Below are 17,842 nucleotides of genomic sequence, written 5' to 3'. Positions count from 1 at the left end.
ATTAAATCTACAGCAGAATCTAATAGATATATACTCAAAAAAGCAGCCCGAAGGCTGCCTTTGACACTAATCGGTTTAGAACCAGATTTCAGTGTGAACACCAACAACAACTTCGTCATCGCCGTTCTTTATACCAATCTGTTTTGCACTTTCGCGATCATCAGCTTTGATGTAGCTCACGTAAGGTTTAATTTGTGGACGACCAAAGTAGTCAGCATTAACAGTGAATGCAGATGCTAGTTCTACGTTGTAGATATCACTTTCAACTGCATCACCTGAACGCCCCCAGTAACCGTCAGCACCTTCTTCATGACCGTAAGACGCAGTCATTTCAAGACGTAGGTTATCATTCACTTTATATGAAGGACGAACAGCAATCAGGTAACGCTTCAGGTCTTCCGCACCAAATAGTTCATCCAATGCACCAAGGTAAGTCAGCTCAGAACCCATCTGTAATTTATCAGTAATGTTTAGTACACCATAAGATGTCAAGAAAATAGATTGTGCATCGTCATTACCGCCAGACCAGCCACCAAAGTTTACACCACGGTTTTGTGCAACACCTTCACCGTATGCAATCGCAGTTTGCGTCCAACCGTCTAGACCGTAGTAATCGCGGTTATAAGTGATAGAAGCACCGAAGCCACTGTCAGAGCCTGAATCTTTGTTCGCCTGAGACATTAGTTTCAAATCGAAATCAAAGCTACCACCTAGTGCTTGAACACCATAGTAGTAGAAATCAACAGATGTCAGAGTAGAGCGATCACCTGCATCATCTTTCTTGATTTTGCAATCAGTTGGATCAGTAGAAGCCGAACCGTCTTCTTTCTTACATTCTGTAATGCTGTAAGAATCAGCAGCACCTGCATCTGGATCCGCAGTTACAACAGCAAAACCAGCGGTGTTACCAGCTAATTTTGTTTGAATACCAGCACCAACGCCTGAAGACTGTTTCCAGAACTCACCAGAAAGAATACCCGCAGAACGGTTCAGGAAGCGTTGACCACCCCAGATCGATGTATCTTCACCAAGGAATGAAATACCACCAATCTCGACAAATGACTCTTTAACTTCAAACTGAGCAGTCGTGTTATCTTTTTGGCTACCTGAAGAAGAGTAAGCATATGAGTTACCGTTACCGTATTCTGAACGAACAACGAAGTCAGACCATACGCCATTTTGATGTTCAGTGTGTTTCTTAATTACGAACTCAACTTGGTTAGTACTTTTACCATGTGTACCAGCAGTTTTGTAGTCAGGCTTGCCGTATTCAGTATCAATAGATTCGCCTTCAGTCATACGGAAGTTCATAGAACCGTAACCGTGTACTTCCCAACCGTCAGTCAGAACATCAGTTCCAGATTCAGCTGCTACGTTATAAGAAGTTAATGCTGCAAAGATCGCCGCTGCTACGGGTACTAACTTGTGTTTCATAGGAATGTCCCTTTTAATTTTTATGTCGGTTGCTATCTAGCAACCTTTCGGGACTAATATTCAGCTTTCGTTCAGCTATACACATCATCCTAATAACAGGATGAGAGGGAGGAGTAGAGGGGCGTAGTAATTAGGAGGTTAGTGTGTTTCGTGACGTGCCTCACGAAGGTTAGGCGTATACCCGTAATAAAAATACGGAATGCAAAAGAAAAGTAAGACATCAGTCACTTATTTATAATAAAAAACGAATGTTAAGTTACTTAATTAATTTTCAATTTAATTCAAAAAAACCGATCAACTTATTGAGCAAAAATTACTCAATAGCACTAAAAAAATAAGTAAAGAGATCAGCTTAGTGTTTGTAAGAAAAACATCAAATAAAAATAAATCATTCGTAGCTTGTATTTAATAAGGATGGAATAACCAGTAACTTAATTAATTTTTCTCAAAAACATTTCTTGACTGAGATGATTTTCACTATTTAATAGCATGTATAAATATGTAAATAAGAAAAGAGAACGACTCAATGTTTGCGAAATTAGCTCAAGCTTATCCTTTAGGGGCTACATTATGTGACCAAGGTTGTAATTTTTCAATTCACAGTGCTGATAACCAAGAAATTAAATTAGTTCTATTCGACATTGAAAATAAAAAAACAATTATTGACTTTGACCATACACACTTAGATATCCACTATACCTTCGTTCCTAATATTAAAGCAGGACAAGTTTATGGCTTTCAAATTAAAGACAAGCACGATGAAAGATTAATTCTCGACCCATATGCGCAGGCCCTAAATCAAACACCTTTTTATGTAGAACCATTCACGGCAGAAGAAAGCTGGAAATTCACTAAATCTGTTGTTATCGACCATCAATTTGATTGGCAAAACACCGCCTTTCCACAGGTACCGTACGAAGAAACCATCCTGTGTGAAACGCACGTTAAAGGGTTTACTCAGCTTCAAGAGCATATTGAAGAGCAATACAGAGGCACTTACCTTGGCCTCTGCCAGCCTGCTGCAATCGAGTTCTATAAAGAACAAGGCATTACCAGCCTACAATTGCTCCCTGTCACTTCATGCATGTCTGAGCCCCATTTGCTTAAGATGGATAAAGTGAATTTCTGGGGCTATAACAGCCTATGCTTTATGGCACCAGAGCCGCGCTATGCGATGAGTGATGCCGTCACAGAAATGAAGACCATGGTAAGGGAGTTACACAAAGAAGGTATTGAAGTCATCATGGATATCGTGTTCAACCACACAGCCGAAGGCGGTGAAGGTGGGCCAACATTCCATTTAAAGAGCTTGGATAAACATTATTACCTTCTTGATAGTCATAAAAATCATCACAACTACACAGGCTGTGGTAATACCGTTGATCTTACTTATCAGCCGAGCCTAACTCTTGTAATCGATACTCTTCGACACTGGGTAACCCATTACCAAATAGATGGTTTCCGATTTGATTTGGCTGCAACACTAGGACGTAACGGACATCGTTTTGACTCCCAAAGTGCCTTCTTTAAAGCCATTGAACAAGATCCAATTTTACAAAAGGTAAAATTGATTGCTGAACCTTGGGATGTAGGTCCTGACGGCTATCAGCTTGGTAATTTTCCGCGAGGCTGGAACGAGTGCAATGATAAATTTCGCGATACCGTCAAGAGTCATTGGCTAGGCGATAAGAACAATGTCAAAGAATTCGCAACTCGACTAATGGGATCTCGCGATTTCTTCAGTGCGGGAGGTTGGCCAGACAAATTACCCGTCAATTTCATCTCCTATCATGATGGTTTTACGCTGCAAGATCTTGTGTCTTACAACCACAAGCACAATGAAGCAAATGGTGAAAGAAACCTTGATGGACATGGCGATAATCGTTCATTTAACCACGGGGTTGAAGGGAAAACAGATAACCTGTCGGTTCTGTATAAGCGCGAACGTCAAAAACGCAACCTTATGACAACGCTACTATTTAGCTTTGGGATTCCTCATTTACTTGCAGTAGATAATCTATCTCATACTCAAGGTGGCAATAACAATGCTTACTGCCAAGATAATGAGATAAGCTGGGCCAACTGGATATTATCACCTGATAATATCAGCTTCAAAAACTGGCTAGCAGGAATGGTAAAAGCCAGAAAAGAAGTGATGAGTCCGTTTATTCGGGCATTCAGTGGTCGTGAACGTGGACACCACCGCATTCGCTGGAACCATTCGAATGGTAAACTAATGAACACTGATGATTGGCAAAACCTTGAAGCCTTTGCTCTCTATCTTGGCCTATATAAAAATGGTAAAGAGTTGTTATTCCTAATAAATAGCTCAACTATTCCAACACGATACCGTTTACCAGCGGGCGGTAAATGGCGTATTATATGTGATACCTCAGAGTCTGTTCTTGGTAACCGTCAAACGCAAACCACCTACATGCAAAGTACCCAATCGATCACAATACTCTCTCGAGAGTAGCAACGTATTGGTACATTTCATTGAATAAACCCAGTAGAGCAATAAAACGCTTTCTAAGAAAGCATCACTTGCGGTACTGGGTTTATCTTTTATCTAACGGACATTCTTTATCCTGCCAAGTTTTTATACGCTAACTCAATAACATTACTCGCTAACCCTAAAGACAATAGATAATCACGCGTTATCGAGTGACCATCATCAAAACACTCGTGCCCCAAGGCTTGCTCTAGCGCATGTTCCAATAAACGAATACTACGATATTCCCCGATTGCCATCTGATTGGTTTTCAAATAACTATCCGCTACCTTTGCCTTGTCTGCACCCATGAATAACTGTAAAAAAGCAATAACAACGCCTGTTCGGTCAGAGCCTAATCGGCAGTGAACATGATAAGGAGGCTGGTGATCAGCAATCTGCTGAATCACTGCTTGGATTCCAGTCTGGAATCCCAATTCATCTGGATTAAAACTCTCATCCCGATCAGACATAAAATATACCGTTTCATAAGCAACAGGCACACTTATCACACTCTTACCGAGCCACAGTGTTTTGTAGTAACTCGGTTCGGCTACCTGAAGGTATTCATCAAGTTCTTGCGATGTTTCTGACAGATTGATAACAGTGCGTATATTGTTCGTTTCAAGTAAACGCATGGCTACTTGTTGACGTTGGGCTTCGATCTCTCTTAGTTTTGGATGCCCAACTCTTGAAGGAATGACTGGATGGTAAGAACGAAAGAGTGTCTGTTTAGCCAAATACCCGCCGTTTACTTCTCTAAAATTGGCTAACACCCAATCAGACTTAAATTCACATGCCATCGTTTTAATTCGAAATGACTGCTCACAATCATTGATAATTGTCTTCAAATCATCAGTCGTGATATTTTCAGGCAGTAATAAATAATTATAGCTACCATTGAATTGGTTATTAAAACAGTATCCGGCCGGGTGATTATTATTATATGGCAAAGGTTGTTTTTTTTCGTCATCCCAGAAATAATATTCGATATATCCAGAATTTCCGATTTTATTCACTGCCTGACGACTTATTTTCAGTGATAGTTTATTATCTATTTCAAGGAATTTGTATCCCTCTTTTTTTTGCCAGTTCGTAAAACTACCAACCAAGTAGATGTGTTTTCCCTTCTGAGGAATATCAAAAACCACATCAGCACCTTCATACATATAATGCATCATATTGACTTACCCCAAATAAAAAAGGTTCTGTTCAAAAGTAATTGAACAGAACCAAGGCAATGAAGACAGTTAACTGTTACCCATAATCAAGTAAAGCAACTCACTAATTACGATTAAATCAATACAGCAAAAGATTCGAAAGGCTTCAAGGTTAAGGTTGAGCTTAACTGCTGATGTGATTCATAGTTGCAAATAATGCATTCGGCATATTCAGTTTGAAGCGACTCTGGCATCTCAACAGTAACTTCTTCGCCTGTAAAGTTATTAAGCACAAACAAACGATGTTGGGAGTCAGAACGAAGGTAACCGAATACCTGTTCATGATCTTCAAATACTGGTTCAAAAGCACCATGTACAATCACTGGTAATGACTTACGCAGTTGAATCAATTTTTGATAGTGGTAGAAGATCGAGTTCTGATCTTCTAGCGCAGCATCTACGTTAATTTCAGGATAGTTAGGATTAACCTGCAACCACGGTTGCTGCTCTGAGAAACCCGCATTTTTATTATTGTTCCACTGCATTGGTGTACGGCCATTATCACGGCTGTTTTCATGTACCGCTGCCAACATGGTTTCAGGCGCGACACCATTTTCTGTACGTTCTTTGTAGAAATTCAAGGTTTCGATATCACGGTAGTCATCAATGCTGTCAAACGCAACATTCGTCATACCGATCTCTTCACCTTGATAGACATACGGCGTACCTTTCATCATATGCAATGTTGTAGCGAGCATTTTAGCGGATTCGACACGATACTGGCCGTCATCGCCAAACTTTGACACTGCACGAGGAAGGTCATGATTGTTCCAAAACAGTGAGTTCCACCCCTCATCAGCCAGCTCAATCTGCCACTTAGTTAACGCATGCTTGAATTTAGGTAGATCCAGCGCAATCGGATTCCATTTGTCACCATACTTCCAAGTCAGAGAAATATGTTCAAACTGGAAAACCATTGAAAACTCATTACGAGCAGGATTACTGTACAACTTGGCCGTTTCAGGGGTCGCGTCCCACGTTTCCCCTACGGTAAGCAGATCTTTATCACCAAACGTTGCTTTGTTCATTTCCTGCAGCAACGGGTGAAGACGAGGCCCATTACCCGTGATTTTCTTATCAATTTCTTTACCAATAAGATCAATAACGTCAAGACGGAAACCACCAATCCCCTGATCGATCCACCAGTTCATCATCTTATGTACTTCTTCTTGAACTTTGGGGTTCTCCCAGTTCAAGTCTGGTTGTCTCTTAGAGAAGATATGGTAATAATATTCACCCGTGGTGTCATCAAATTCCCAAGCACCACCGCCAAAGACAGATCCTTGATCATCAGGCACTGAACCATCTTCATTAGGCTGACGCCAAATATAGTAATCACGATATGGGTTATCTTTCGATTTACGTGATTCGATAAACCATGGATGCTCATCAGATGTATGGTTAACAACTAAATCCATAATGATGCGAATATCGCGCTGTTTGGCCTCTGCAAGTAGTTGCTGCATATCTTCCATCGAACCGAACTCTGCGGCGATATCTTGATAGTCAGAAATATCGTAACCATTATCATCCATTGGTGAACGATAAACAGGTGACAACCAAACAACATTAACACCTAATTTTTTGATGTAATCAAGCTTGCTGATGATGCCTTGCAGATCACCCATACCATCGTTATTTGAATCGCAAAAACTGCGTGGATAAACCTGATAAACAACAGCATCATGCCACCATTTTGGGGTCATTTTCATGGACAAAGGCTCCCTTAAACAAGCTTCAGTTAAACAGTGATACCTTGAATACTGGTATCTTTAATATTGATATCATAATCGTTTGTTTGACTGTTTTAAAATACCCTACCCAGCTCGTGATATAGGTTTTTCCTATATCACCAATAATTAAGGAGATCGAGATCGCAATTTCAAACCAATAAGGATGCCAAGTAAATTCAATAAATGTGAGACTTGTCGTCAAACTCTTTATTGACCGTATTCCTCGCCTTATGGATAAAAACTACAAACAATTTCTGGTCGTCGCTGAGCTAGGTAATATTAGCCTTGCAGCTAATCATCTCGGCCTTAGCCAACCAACCCTAACGAATAACATGAAGAAGCTGGAGGCAAGCTTTGGCGTACCTCTTTTTATCCGAAAATCGAAAGGGGTTGAACTCACTGAATATGGTGTGCTCCTTCAAGAACAAGCGCTTGAACTACAGCGACGACATGACTCATTACTGCATAAGATGGCTGATCTTATTGAGAGAAAAACTGAAAAAATCAAAATGGGTACTGGTGATGCATGGTGGGAAATTTTTGTAAAACAAGCATTGCAGCAATATAGTGCCAGCAACCCTTCAATCTCTATTCAGCTGGAATTTGGTAACCACCTTAAGCTGATGGATATGCTCATCCATGGTCAAATCGACCTTTTTGTTGGTCATGAAATTGTTGGTTTGTCTCATCGGTGTAACGTCACATTCATCCCCCTTCTACAAGATAAAGAAGCAATGTTCGTACACCAAAACCATCCACTACTGGTGAACCATCGAGAAGAAGATATGGCACTTTATCCTCTATTGCAGGTAACACCAGATTCAGAAGCTTACCTGCATCTAATAGAAAACCCACAGCCCAAACAGCTAGAAAGAGATAGACAAAAGGTATCAGAACGCATCGTTTACGAGATCAACTCACTGACTGCCAGTATCGATATGCTAGCCTCGACAACCGCAATCATGCCGTATCCAATGAGTATGACTGACTACTTCGCGCAGGTAAATATTGTCCCGCTTCCATTAAAAAAAGAAGGACAAAAAGGTACGGTTGGGATCTACCATTTAAATGAGTTATTGGTCGACCATGTTGCGGATATCAAGCAGCAGCTGATTTTGAATGGCCACTATCAGCATGAACTCAAACGAGCATCTTGAGGTAACTTGGGTATAAGTCTTTGTTTTTTATTTTATAACCAGAGATATAGTTGTTATAGAATGATGTAAAATAAGCAGGTATTTGTTTTTGTTTATCAATAAGGTTGAACTGTGCTGAAACAATTCGTATTCATAGCCGTTGGCATATTCAGCACAACTGTAAATGCAGCATCGTATTTACCGCTGTTTAATGACATTGGTTTTACCGACGATATAGAGCAAATTGCATCACGTCCGAATGCGTATGAGTGCTCCGATTTATACAATGCCGAAGCGTATTGCTTAGATAAACCGTCTTATTATGGAATAGACGATCTTACATTAGTGGTTTATAGCCAATTGACTTCTACTGCTATCGAAATCGGGAGAACCAAGCCATTATCCACAATAAAAAATGTTGAATTGAAAGCTCCACTCACCTTAATTAACTACAATTCACTTCTTGCTAGTTTGCGTCGTGATGGTTATGTTTTTAGCTATCTGGAGGTAAATGGACAACATTTAGATGTCTTGGCTGGATTGCAAACCTTAGATCGCCAAACTCTAGATGATCAGATGTTTATGCTTGCCAATAGCGCCAGCTATAATGCACAGCGTAAGTATTTAATGATGGATAAGACTACCTTCTCGCGTGCTTATCAAAAGGGTTACCGTAATATAAAACAATGGCGCAACATCGGTGAGAAGGGAAATCCAGAAAGTGAGGAAAATAAGCTTGCTACGTTCACGGTTGTTGATGACACCATCACTATATTATTTGAATATCCGTTTATGAAGCCAGGAAAACAATAGAGTTTACATGACACCTCATGTAGAAAATAGCATCAACCATGAACGAAAAAGCCCTCATAGAGGGCTTTCTTATATAGTAAAGACAATCACTACTTTATTTAAACAACAAAAGTAGACACCTTGTCATTTAACTTTGTTGCTTGATTACTTAGCGCTTCTGCTTGATGACGTGCAGCAACGGCATCTTCTACAAGCTGATCGGTTACGTCTTTAATTGTTGTTGTGTTTAATGTTATTTCACTTGTTACATGCGTTTGTTCTTCGGCTGCAGTGGCTATTTGTGTTGCCATATCACTAATTAGAGCCACTGAATCGTTAATCTGCTCTAATGCTACTGTCGCTTGGTCAGCATCGTCTACCGAACACTGTGCAAGCTGAGAGCTTGTTTCCATCAAGCCAACCGCTTTAGATGTTGTCTGTTGTAATGTTGCAATCATACTCTGAATTTCTTCAGTCGATGTATGAGTACGTTGAGATAACACACGTACTTCATCAGCCACAACGGCAAAACCTCGCCCTTGTTCACCCGCTCGTGCAGCTTCAATCGCAGCATTCAATGCCAATAAATTTGTCTGCTCAGCAATACCTTGAATAGTAGATAAGATACTGTTGATGTTCTGCGCATGTTCATTCAACTCACTGATCACTGAAGTTGCCTGATTCACTTCTTCAGCAAGATTGTTAATAGACACTCGGCTTTGCACAACTAACTCGCGACCACTATTGGTATGCTCTGTCGAATCTTGCGCTGCACGCGCTGTTTGCTCAGCATGAGACGCGATTTCTTGCGTAGCAGAAGCCATTTCCGTTACTGCTGTGGCAACCATGCTAATTTCATCTTGCTGACGATTTAACTCATCAGCCGACTTGTTCGCTCGGAATTCACTTTCTGCCGAAGCTTGGCTCAGCTCAACGCCCTGGCTACGAATATGACCAATAAGTACCTGTAAGCTTGCTGTAAACTGGTTAAAGTTACGGGCTAAGTCACCCACCTCATCGTTAGAATCGATATTAATACGTTGAGTTAAATCACCACCGCCTTGTGCAATTACAGCCAGCGCCTTAGATACTTGCTGTAACGGTTTAAATAAATACACACAGAATAGGTTAAACAGGAACGCACAAATAACCACAACCAATAGCGTCATGAAAATCTGTTCATATAAAGAGCTGTAAAGTGGTGCTGCAACAGAATTGTAATCAATAACGATAACCGTACTTAGATTCGTGCCTTGAATTGGCTTAACGAACACATAGCTCTCATTGCCAGTGATGTTTTCTTTTTCAACATTCCCTTCTCTCGCTAGACGTTTTAGCATTGAATCGGTTAAATCACGGTCTTTTGCATTAACAGATTTATTCAATAAAGACGTATCTGCGTGCGCAAAAATATTACCTTTATCATTCGCAATGAACATGTAGCCTTCACCAGGCAATACCACATCATCAAGCTGCTTGATAATATCTGACATTTCGACATCAGCACCTAACACCGCCTGCTGCCCAAAAATAGAGACGGCTTTACCCATAGAAACAACGCTTGCCCCTGTGGCAGCTGCAACTGTCGGATTTTCTACCGTCACTTTACCATTAAGGCTAATCGCATTTTGATACCAATGCCACTGGCGAGGATCATTGTTACCTGGTGGTAAAATAACGTTATTAGCATTCGCTTGTGTACCATCAGAAAATGCTAAAAAGACATTATCAAAGCCTGCTGAATCGCGAACCTGCTGAAGATGTTGCTCAAGATTGTTTTGTGAAATATTCACTGGCATAGCCGAAAGTACTGTTCCTTTCGAGTCTAACCAATTAGACACATAATTATTGTACGAAGAGGCAGTACCATTAAGTTGCTTGTTGATATCTCTATCTAAGCGACCTAGTGATGATAAAAAAGAAAAAGCAGTTACCAGTAAACCGCCGATAATAATTGCAATACTTGCAGAAAGTGCCAGCTTTTGCCTGAGTGTCATATTGAACATGTATAACCTAATGATTTATAAAAAGGCAGTCAATTGCCTAAAAATTTGCGATAGCAAACAAAATTTAAAACGTGCGTATTATCACATTTCACGCGTTTATTATGAACAATTAGTTAATTTTTGAGTGAAATAAAAGCGCTATATAGGAATAGAATCAATGTTCCACCGCTTAAAAAGGAATAATCCTAAGTGGAGTATTGTGAAAATGGTGTAAATGTAAAATAACGCTCACAAAAAAGCCCTCATCAATGAGGGCTTAACGATTTTGTAGAATGAAAACATTCTAAGTAAACTAAGCGTCTACCTTGTCATTGCAGATTTCATTTACCAAACTTTGCTCACCACCTAGATACATATCTAGATATTGTTCAGCCGATTCAGCCCAATTAAATTTACACGCCATCGCATTTTGCTGTAGGCGTTTAAATTCTTGAGGGCGTTGGCAATAAAGTAACAAGCTTCGTTGTAATTTTATTAATAACGCCTCAGGTGTTGGCGCATCATAAATAAAGCCTGTGGCGACCAGCGGTGTTTGATCGTAATCGATAACAGTATCTTTTAGACCACCGACGCCGCGAACGATTGGTAATGTGCCATACGCTAAACTGTACATCTGATTCAGACCACATGGTTCAAATTCAGAAGGCATCATAAAGAAATCAACACCCGCTTCTACACAGTGTGCTAGTGGGTTGCTGTATGTTTCAACAAAAGCAAATTTATCACTATGCTGTTCGCTAATGTCACGCAGAGCACTGGCTAACGTTGGATCACCCGTTCCGACAATCACCACTTGTACGTCATTCAATAAAAAATCTTCAAGCACAGGAATTAAATAGTGAAGTCCTTTTTGCTCGGTCAAGCGACAAACCATTCCATAAACAGGTACATCTAATTCAGGTAAGTTAACTTGTTTTTGCAAATCACGTCGACACGCTTTTTTCCCGCGAGCTAAGCTCACTTTATTGGCTTTAAACTTTTGCTTTATGTACGCATCAGTTTCAGGATTCCAATCATCGTAATCGCACCCATTAATGATGCCATACAAATCTTTAGCACGATTTTGGAAATCAGCTTCCATACCATGCGAACCTAAATGTGTTAAAAGCTCTGATGCATAATTAGGGCTAACCGCGTTCACTTTATCTGCATACGCAACACCCGCTTTAAGCATGCTGATATGCGATGGATCCATTTCAGCATTAATATAACGACGTTGAATCAATTCAGGAATTAGGCTGTATTGATCGTAGTTAAATACCCCCTTAAAAACAGCATTATGAATCGTTATAACACTTTTCGATTTAGCAAAGAAATCACTCTGTGCATAACGCGTTTTTAATAAGAATGGAATTAACCCAGTATGCCAATCGTTACAGTGAATCACATCAGGTTGAAAACCCAGTTTTTCACACAAATCTAACGATGCGGCGCTTAAAAATGAAAAACGCTCCCCATTATCAGCATATGCTTGGTTGTTTTCCGCATACAATTCTGGTCGATCATAATATTGTGGTGCATCTAACGCATAGACAGGCACATTACTTTCATCGAGTTGCATCACTTGATAGCTCACAGCAAATGGTTGTGGCTCAACAAACAGCTCGGTAGACAAAATAGCAACAGCGTTATCTTTACCGTTAATTGTCTGATAGAAAGGCATTACAATTCGAACATCGTGCCCCATCTTCTTCAAGGCGGCAGGCAGAGACTTAGCAACATCGGCTAATCCTCCTGTTTTTGCAAACCCTTCTACTTCAGATGAAACAAATAGAATTTTCAATGGATGCTTTGTTAACGACGTTTTCTTAGTAGCCAATTTTCGCTCCTTTCGGGATTACGACAATGCCTTCATCAGAAACGTGGTAGTTTTTCTTATCCTCTTCAGGATTTTCACCGATTACCGTTCCTGGTGCAATGTGTACATTTTTATCAATGATCGCTTTGCGTATTGAGCAATTCGCACCGATTTTCACATCGCCCAAAATCACAGATTCTGAAATCATTGTGTCATGGTCAACATTGGTACGGAAGCCTAAAATTGATTTATGTATTTGTGCGCCGCGAATATAGCTACCAGCTGAAATCATACAGTTGTTAATATCAACTTTACTGTTTTCGCTGTCTAAAATTGTTGCAGGAGGAAGCGGTGGGTAATGAGTGTGTAGCTGCCATTGACGGTTATACAAAGAGAACGGCGCATCTTCAGAAAGTAAATCCATGTGTGCTTGCCAGTACGCTTCAATCGTACCTACATCGCGCCAGTAACCAGTATTCTTCTCACCTGGAATAATATTGGTCGTAAAATCATAAACATACACTTGGCCTAGTGGAAATAGCTTAGGAATGATGTCTTTACCAAAATCGTGGCTTGAATCTTCCTTTACTGCATCTTCTTCAAGTTCAGTGCATAACGTCTCTTTATTGAAGATATAGTTACCCATAGAAACAAGCGCATTTTCTGGGTCGCCAGGAATAGACTTAGGGTTAGTTGGCTTTTCTTCAAAACCAATCATGCAGCCGTTTTCATCAACCTCGATAACACCAAAAGCACTCGCTTCTGACAAAGGCATACGCAATGCAGAAACCGTTAGTTCAGCTTCTTTTTCTTTATGAAAATTAAGCATCTGCTTAATGTCCATCTTGTAAATATGATCACTACCAAAAATACAAACATGCTCAGGTTCAGCAAGTTCAATAAAGCTTAAATTTTGGTAAATCGCATCAGCAGTACCATCGTACCAACGCTTGCCCATTCGCATTTGTGCTGGAATTGGATCAATAAAACGATCCGTAATGCCCGTAATATTCCAACCCTTTTTCATATGCACATATAAAGACTGAGATTTGAATTGGGTTAGAACATAAATCTTTAAAAAATCAGCATTTACAAAATTATTTAATGCAAAATCAATTAAGCGGTAGCTACCACCAAATGGAACTGCGGGCTTTGTACGTGAATCTGTTAATGGACGCAAACGAGAGCCTTCTCCGCCTGCTAAAATCATACCTAAAACGCCACCCATGGTGTACCTCCTTGTTGAAATTAAGCAATCTAATGTATATATACCACACGATATGCTACATGAGAATTAGTACGCACTGAAACGTGATGTATAATTACAAAAAAAAAAATTTATTACAAACTGTAGGTAAATGTAATTTCATTTCATATTTCACTACAGCGTGACCTATGAGGCATATTCCACCAGTGGCGTATAAATTCCATTTATCAAAACTTTATAAATGGTTCATATTCCCAATATGGTGAGAAATAATCAGCTAAGCAAAGCTACTCCCCCTATTCTCATACCACTAAAAGTGCGTAGATGATGATTACAAAGAGAATAATTACTCATAGTATTTATTCAGTTTAAAAATTTGTCTAAAAACGTGGCTATTAAATTATGACTTCTCTATTTAATACTGAATATGCATCAACTTTGTCAGCACCATCTGTTGCAACTAATGTAATATTGCACGCCTTCGACTGGCCATACAGTAAAGTGACTGAAAACGCCAAAGCCATTGCTGACAATGGATATAAAGCTATTCTTGTTTCTCCACCACTGAAATCTTTTCATTCAAAAGATGGCACTCAATGGTGGCAACGTTATCAACCTCAAGATTATCGAGTCATCGACAACCAACTCGGTAACACGAATGATTTCAGAAAGATGGTAGAAACATTAAATCTTCATGATATAGATATTTATGCAGATATTGTGTTCAATCATATGGCTAATGAGTCACATGAAAGGAATGACTTAAATTACCCTAATAGCAATATCATTAGCCAATATAAGGACAAGAGAGAATATTTCGATTCAATCAAATTATTTGGTGATTTATCTCAACCGTTATTTACCAAAGATGATTTTTTATCGGCATTTCCAATAAAAGATTGGAAAGATCCTTGGCAAGTTCAGCACGGTAGAATTAGTAGTGGTGGCTCTGATCCGGGCTTACCGACCTTAAAAAACAACAAAAATGTAGTAAAAAAACAAAAACTTTACCTAAAAGCACTAAAAAAAATCGGTGTGAAGGGGTTTCGAATAGATGCAGCCAAACATATGACACTTAATCATATTCAAGAGTTGTGTGATGAAGATATCACTGAAGACATGCATATTTTTGGCGAAATAATTACTGATGGTGGTGCGACCAAAGAAGAATACGAACTATTCCTTCAGCCTTACCTTGAAAAAACGACTTTAGGCGCTTACGACTTTCCACTTTTTCACACGGTACTTGATGTTTTTAATGAAAATGCTTCTATGGCGAGTCTAATCAACCCTTACTCTCTTGGTTCGGCATTAGAAAACCAACGTGCAATCACATTTGCGATTACTCATGATATTCCCAATAACGACGTTTTTTTAAATCAGGTAATGTCAGAAGAAAATGAACGATTAGCCTATTGTTATATTTTAGGCAGAGATGGGGGTGTTCCACTCGTTTATACCGATTTAGATACTAGTGGCATTAAAAATAGTCGTAGCAAACCTCGTTGGTATGACGCTTGGAATGATCCAATTCTGGCTAATATGATTCATTTTCACAACACTATGCATTGCCAACCAATGGCGATTATTGAACAGACTCAAGATTTATTGGTTTTTTCTCGTGGAGAGCACGGGATAGTCGCCATTAACAAAGGTAAAAAAGCCGTCAGTTATGAACTACCAATAAAATACAGTCAACAAAACCATGCTGAGATTAACGAGATTATAAATATGGAGGGAGTGCAATTATTACCACCTTCACTCGGCAGTGAAACTGGGGCTATATTACAACTTCCGGCTCAGTCATGTGCAATGCTGGTGTCATAACCTTTCAATGAGAAGAGCGCGATAATCAATCGCGCTCTACATCAAGAATCCTTCCTGTATACAGATCGACTTCAAGTTCAACCTGTTGGCCACCTTGATTTCGCGCTTCTACTTCGATCTCACTCTCATCATGTTCAATCTTAATTTTACGGAAATCATGATAACCCTGAGCCTGCAATAATCTCATCACTTTGGGCACGCTAAGGGCTGGTGATTCACTAGAGCCATTAGGATCCGCCAACACAGGCATGGCAACTATCAAACCCATCGTCAACAACAGTGATTTACTCGCTATTAACATTTTCATAGTACTTCCTAACCCTATCAAGATTATCTAACATCATACCAGAGCAATATATTGTTCTGGCAGCTTAGATTAAGTATCACCGTGAAACCGATCACATAATAATCTCTAATCGCCAAGTACAGTGAGGCATCTTGTGACAATTAAAGAATGATATGACCGTTAATAATGATATCAACTTCAACCCTGTACGCTTTAGGCATCATCTTCATCGCTACCCAGAGCTCTCGCTCCATGAGCATAAAACAGCATCAGAAATTACCGACCAGCTACTAACATTTGGTTTTGAGCCTAAAACTAATATAGGTGGTTATGGTATTCTTGTTGAAATCAAAAGTGGGAATCCAGGCCCAATAACTCTGCTCCGCGCTGATTTTGACGCATTACCAATCACTGAAAAATCACAGCATGATCATGTTTCACGCAATCACGGTTGTATGCATGCGTGCGGTCACGATGGACACGTTGCTAGCCTTTTAGCTGTTGCTAATCAGCTGAGTCAAACGCCTCCTCAATCTGGCACCGTTTTTTTACTATTCCAGCCCGCTGAAGAGATCGGCGTCGGTGCAAAAAAAATGCTGCAAGATCCACGCCTGAAAGGCATTCAACCCAATGCGGTTTATGCTTATCATAATTTGCCGGGTTATCCATTAGGTACTGTGGTGGTGAAAGACGGTGTGTTTGCCTGCGCATCAACTGGTGTAATGATCACACTGATAGGGAAAACATCTCACGCTGCAAAACCAGAGAACGGTCATAGCCCTGCCCCTGCTGTTGCACGTTTAATGGACTACCTGCATCACATGCCAGAAGCCTTCAAAGAAGCATTTAGTTTAGTCACGCTTGTTCATGTGAATGTGGGCAATAAAGGATTTGGTACATCCCCAGGGCGCGCCGAAGTAATGGCAACTATTCGTAGCAGTGATAATTACATTCTCAATTACATGAAACGAAACTTGCTGGATTTTGCCCAAAAACAAGCCGATTCTTATCAACTTGAGATGCAAATTGAATGGATTGAGCCTTTTAACGCAACCATGAATAACCCCGAAACGACTAAGAACGTTATTACTGCGGCACAGTCGCTTAACTATGATGTTGTTATACCTACAGAACCAATGCGTTGGTCTGAAGATATGGGAGAATTTCTGCAACAATGGCCAGGATCTTTATTTTGCATCGGTAGCGGTACTGATCACCCAGAATTGCACAACCCTGACTATGATTTTCCCGATGCACTGATCGAGCAATCATCTCGATTATTTCTTCAGCTCATCGCGCAATCACACAACTAAACGCGGCAGGGTATAAATCATTCGATCCTAACTAGCGACCTACACCGCTAGTTAGGTCGCTAGTTATTTAATAGATTGAGTATGTACGGTATGCGGAAATACATAACGAATTGGGGTCTATGGTATAAACTTTAATGGATGTCTTCCTTGAACATCAATGCATTAAATGATAATAATTATCACTACGATTTATTGATTGCTTTATAGGATCCCTATGGACTGTACTTCAACCCTGTATCATCATTACTTTAAAGCAGAAGATCGGTTTTTAAACCGTCGGATTACGCCCGGTTATGAGCCTGATGTCATCATCGATTTTGTTCAATCCGGCCTTAATTTAGCATCTCTATACTGCCTTAATACCCCCACTTTTAACCCGATTCTGCGAGAACTGTTTCTACGACGCGTTTTTTTTCATCTAGTAGAAGCAATCAATCAGCCGAATAACTCCCGTATTTTTCGTCGCATTTGCTTAGATCATATCCATTGCCCACTTTTAGCGTTGAAAAAGTTTTACGGCAATTCAGAAACTGGCCGTCAGAAGCTTCTATCTCTACAGCAGCACTTACAACAAACACATCTAACTTCAGGTCTGTAAG

General features: G+C 40.0%; 13 protein-coding genes. 6 read left to right on the top strand and 7 right to left on the bottom strand.

Annotated elements, in window-relative coordinates; translation table 11 throughout:
* Positions 1-75 precede the first annotated feature (75 nt).
* Entirely contained in the window at positions 76-1,434 is a 1,359-nt protein-coding gene (locus C9J47_RS03140; RefSeq protein ID WP_011220497.1) for a carbohydrate porin, read from the bottom strand.
* Between the two features lie 526 nt (positions 1,435-1,960).
* Here C9J47_RS03140 and glgX point away from each other — a divergent pair.
* Positions 1,961-3,910, top strand: a complete 1,950-nt coding sequence (gene glgX, locus C9J47_RS03135) for a glycogen debranching protein GlgX (protein WP_107252205.1) — start codon at positions 1,961-1,963, stop codon at positions 3,908-3,910.
* A gap of 107 nt (positions 3,911-4,017) precedes the next feature.
* On the opposite strand, the gene C9J47_RS03130 is transcribed toward glgX, so the two are convergent.
* Together C9J47_RS03130 and C9J47_RS03125 are read right to left on the bottom strand one after the other, a co-directional pair.
* Positions 4,018-5,106 (bottom strand): tyrosine-protein phosphatase, encoded by a 1,089-nt coding sequence (locus C9J47_RS03130; protein WP_170107419.1) that lies wholly within the window; start codon positions 5,104-5,106, stop codon positions 4,018-4,020.
* 113 nt (positions 5,107-5,219) lie between these two features.
* A complete protein-coding gene (locus C9J47_RS03125) occupies positions 5,220-6,851 on the bottom strand; it encodes a glycoside hydrolase family 13 protein (protein ID WP_107252696.1) in 1,632 nt (543 codons plus the stop codon).
* Positions 6,852-7,063: 212 nt separating this feature from the next.
* On the opposite strand from C9J47_RS03125, the gene C9J47_RS03120 reads away from it, so the two are divergent.
* Entirely contained in the window at positions 7,064-8,035 is a 972-nt protein-coding gene (locus C9J47_RS03120) for a LysR family transcriptional regulator (protein ID WP_107252204.1), read from the top strand.
* Positions 8,036-8,146: 111 nt separating this feature from the next.
* Positions 8,147-8,827: a hypothetical protein gene (locus C9J47_RS03115; RefSeq protein WP_107252203.1), complete on the top strand. Its 681-nt coding sequence runs from the start codon at positions 8,147-8,149 to the stop codon at positions 8,825-8,827.
* 98 nt (positions 8,828-8,925) lie between these two features.
* Here C9J47_RS03115 and C9J47_RS03110 read toward each other — a convergent pair whose 3' ends face one another.
* The 3 genes from C9J47_RS03110 to glgC all read right to left on the bottom strand — a co-directional run bounded on the left by C9J47_RS03110 (position 8,926) and on the right by glgC (position 13,838).
* Positions 8,926-10,812, bottom strand: coding sequence for a methyl-accepting chemotaxis protein (locus C9J47_RS03110; protein ID WP_107252202.1), 1,887 nt, complete (start codon positions 10,810-10,812; stop codon positions 8,926-8,928).
* A gap of 292 nt (positions 10,813-11,104) precedes the next feature.
* Positions 11,105-12,631, bottom strand: coding sequence for a glycogen synthase GlgA (glgA, locus tag C9J47_RS03105; RefSeq protein WP_107252201.1), 1,527 nt, complete (start codon positions 12,629-12,631; stop codon positions 11,105-11,107).
* A complete protein-coding gene (glgC, locus tag C9J47_RS03100; protein WP_107252200.1) occupies positions 12,621-13,838 on the bottom strand; it encodes a glucose-1-phosphate adenylyltransferase in 1,218 nt (405 codons plus the stop codon). The genes glgA and glgC overlap by 11 nt, the downstream gene beginning before the upstream one ends.
* 381 nt (positions 13,839-14,219) lie before the next feature.
* Between glgC and C9J47_RS03095 the strand changes: the two genes are divergently transcribed.
* Positions 14,220-15,644, top strand: a complete 1,425-nt coding sequence (locus C9J47_RS03095) for an alpha-amylase family protein (RefSeq protein ID WP_107252199.1) — start codon at positions 14,220-14,222, stop codon at positions 15,642-15,644.
* Positions 15,645-15,669: 25 nt separating this feature from the next.
* On the opposite strand, the gene C9J47_RS03090 is transcribed toward C9J47_RS03095, so the two are convergent.
* The gene (locus tag C9J47_RS03090) at positions 15,670-15,951 is read right to left on the bottom strand and encodes a PepSY domain-containing protein (RefSeq protein ID WP_107252198.1); all 282 of its coding nucleotides are present in this window, start codon (positions 15,949-15,951) and stop codon (positions 15,670-15,672) included.
* Between the two features lie 152 nt (positions 15,952-16,103).
* Here C9J47_RS03090 and C9J47_RS03085 point away from each other — a divergent pair, with 152 nt between their 5' ends.
* Both C9J47_RS03085 and C9J47_RS03080 read left to right on the top strand, forming a co-directional pair.
* Complete coding sequence (locus tag C9J47_RS03085; RefSeq protein WP_107252197.1) at positions 16,104-17,243, top strand: amidohydrolase; 1,140 nt, start codon at positions 16,104-16,106, stop codon at positions 17,241-17,243.
* 214 nt (positions 17,244-17,457) lie between these two features.
* Positions 17,458-17,841, top strand: a complete 384-nt coding sequence (locus C9J47_RS03080) for a hypothetical protein (protein ID WP_107252196.1) — start codon at positions 17,458-17,460, stop codon at positions 17,839-17,841.
* Position 17,842: the final 1 nt, after the last annotated feature.

Source organism: Photobacterium indicum (genome assembly GCF_003026215.1).
In the GTDB taxonomy this organism is placed as follows: Bacteria; Pseudomonadota; Gammaproteobacteria; order Enterobacterales; family Vibrionaceae; genus Photobacterium; species Photobacterium indicum.
The sequence above is the reverse complement of the archived record's forward strand: the minus strand, read 5'-3'. Positions and strand labels throughout refer to the sequence as shown.

Coding starts and splice junctions, on each gene's coding strand:
- glgC (WP_107252200.1), bottom strand. CDS start 13,838: ATGGGTGGCGTTTTAGGTATGATTTTAGCAGGCGGAGAAGGCTCTCGT.
- C9J47_RS03080 (WP_107252196.1), top strand. CDS start 17,458: ATGGACTGTACTTCAACCCTGTATCATCATTACTTTAAAGCAGAAGAT.
- C9J47_RS03110 (WP_107252202.1), bottom strand. CDS start 10,812: ATGTTCAATATGACACTCAGGCAAAAGCTGGCACTTTCTGCAAGTATT.
- C9J47_RS03130 (WP_170107419.1), bottom strand. CDS start 5,106: ATGATGCATTATATGTATGAAGGTGCTGATGTGGTTTTTGATATTCCT.
- glgX (WP_107252205.1), top strand. CDS start 1,961: ATGTTTGCGAAATTAGCTCAAGCTTATCCTTTAGGGGCTACATTATGT.
- C9J47_RS03125 (WP_107252696.1), bottom strand. CDS start 6,851: ATGACCCCAAAATGGTGGCATGATGCTGTTGTTTATCAGGTTTATCCA.
- C9J47_RS03090 (WP_107252198.1), bottom strand. CDS start 15,951: ATGAAAATGTTAATAGCGAGTAAATCACTGTTGTTGACGATGGGTTTG.
- C9J47_RS03085 (WP_107252197.1), top strand. CDS start 16,104: ATGACCGTTAATAATGATATCAACTTCAACCCTGTACGCTTTAGGCAT.
- C9J47_RS03140 (WP_011220497.1), bottom strand. CDS start 1,434: ATGAAACACAAGTTAGTACCCGTAGCAGCGGCGATCTTTGCAGCATTA.
- C9J47_RS03095 (WP_107252199.1), top strand. CDS start 14,220: ATGACTTCTCTATTTAATACTGAATATGCATCAACTTTGTCAGCACCA.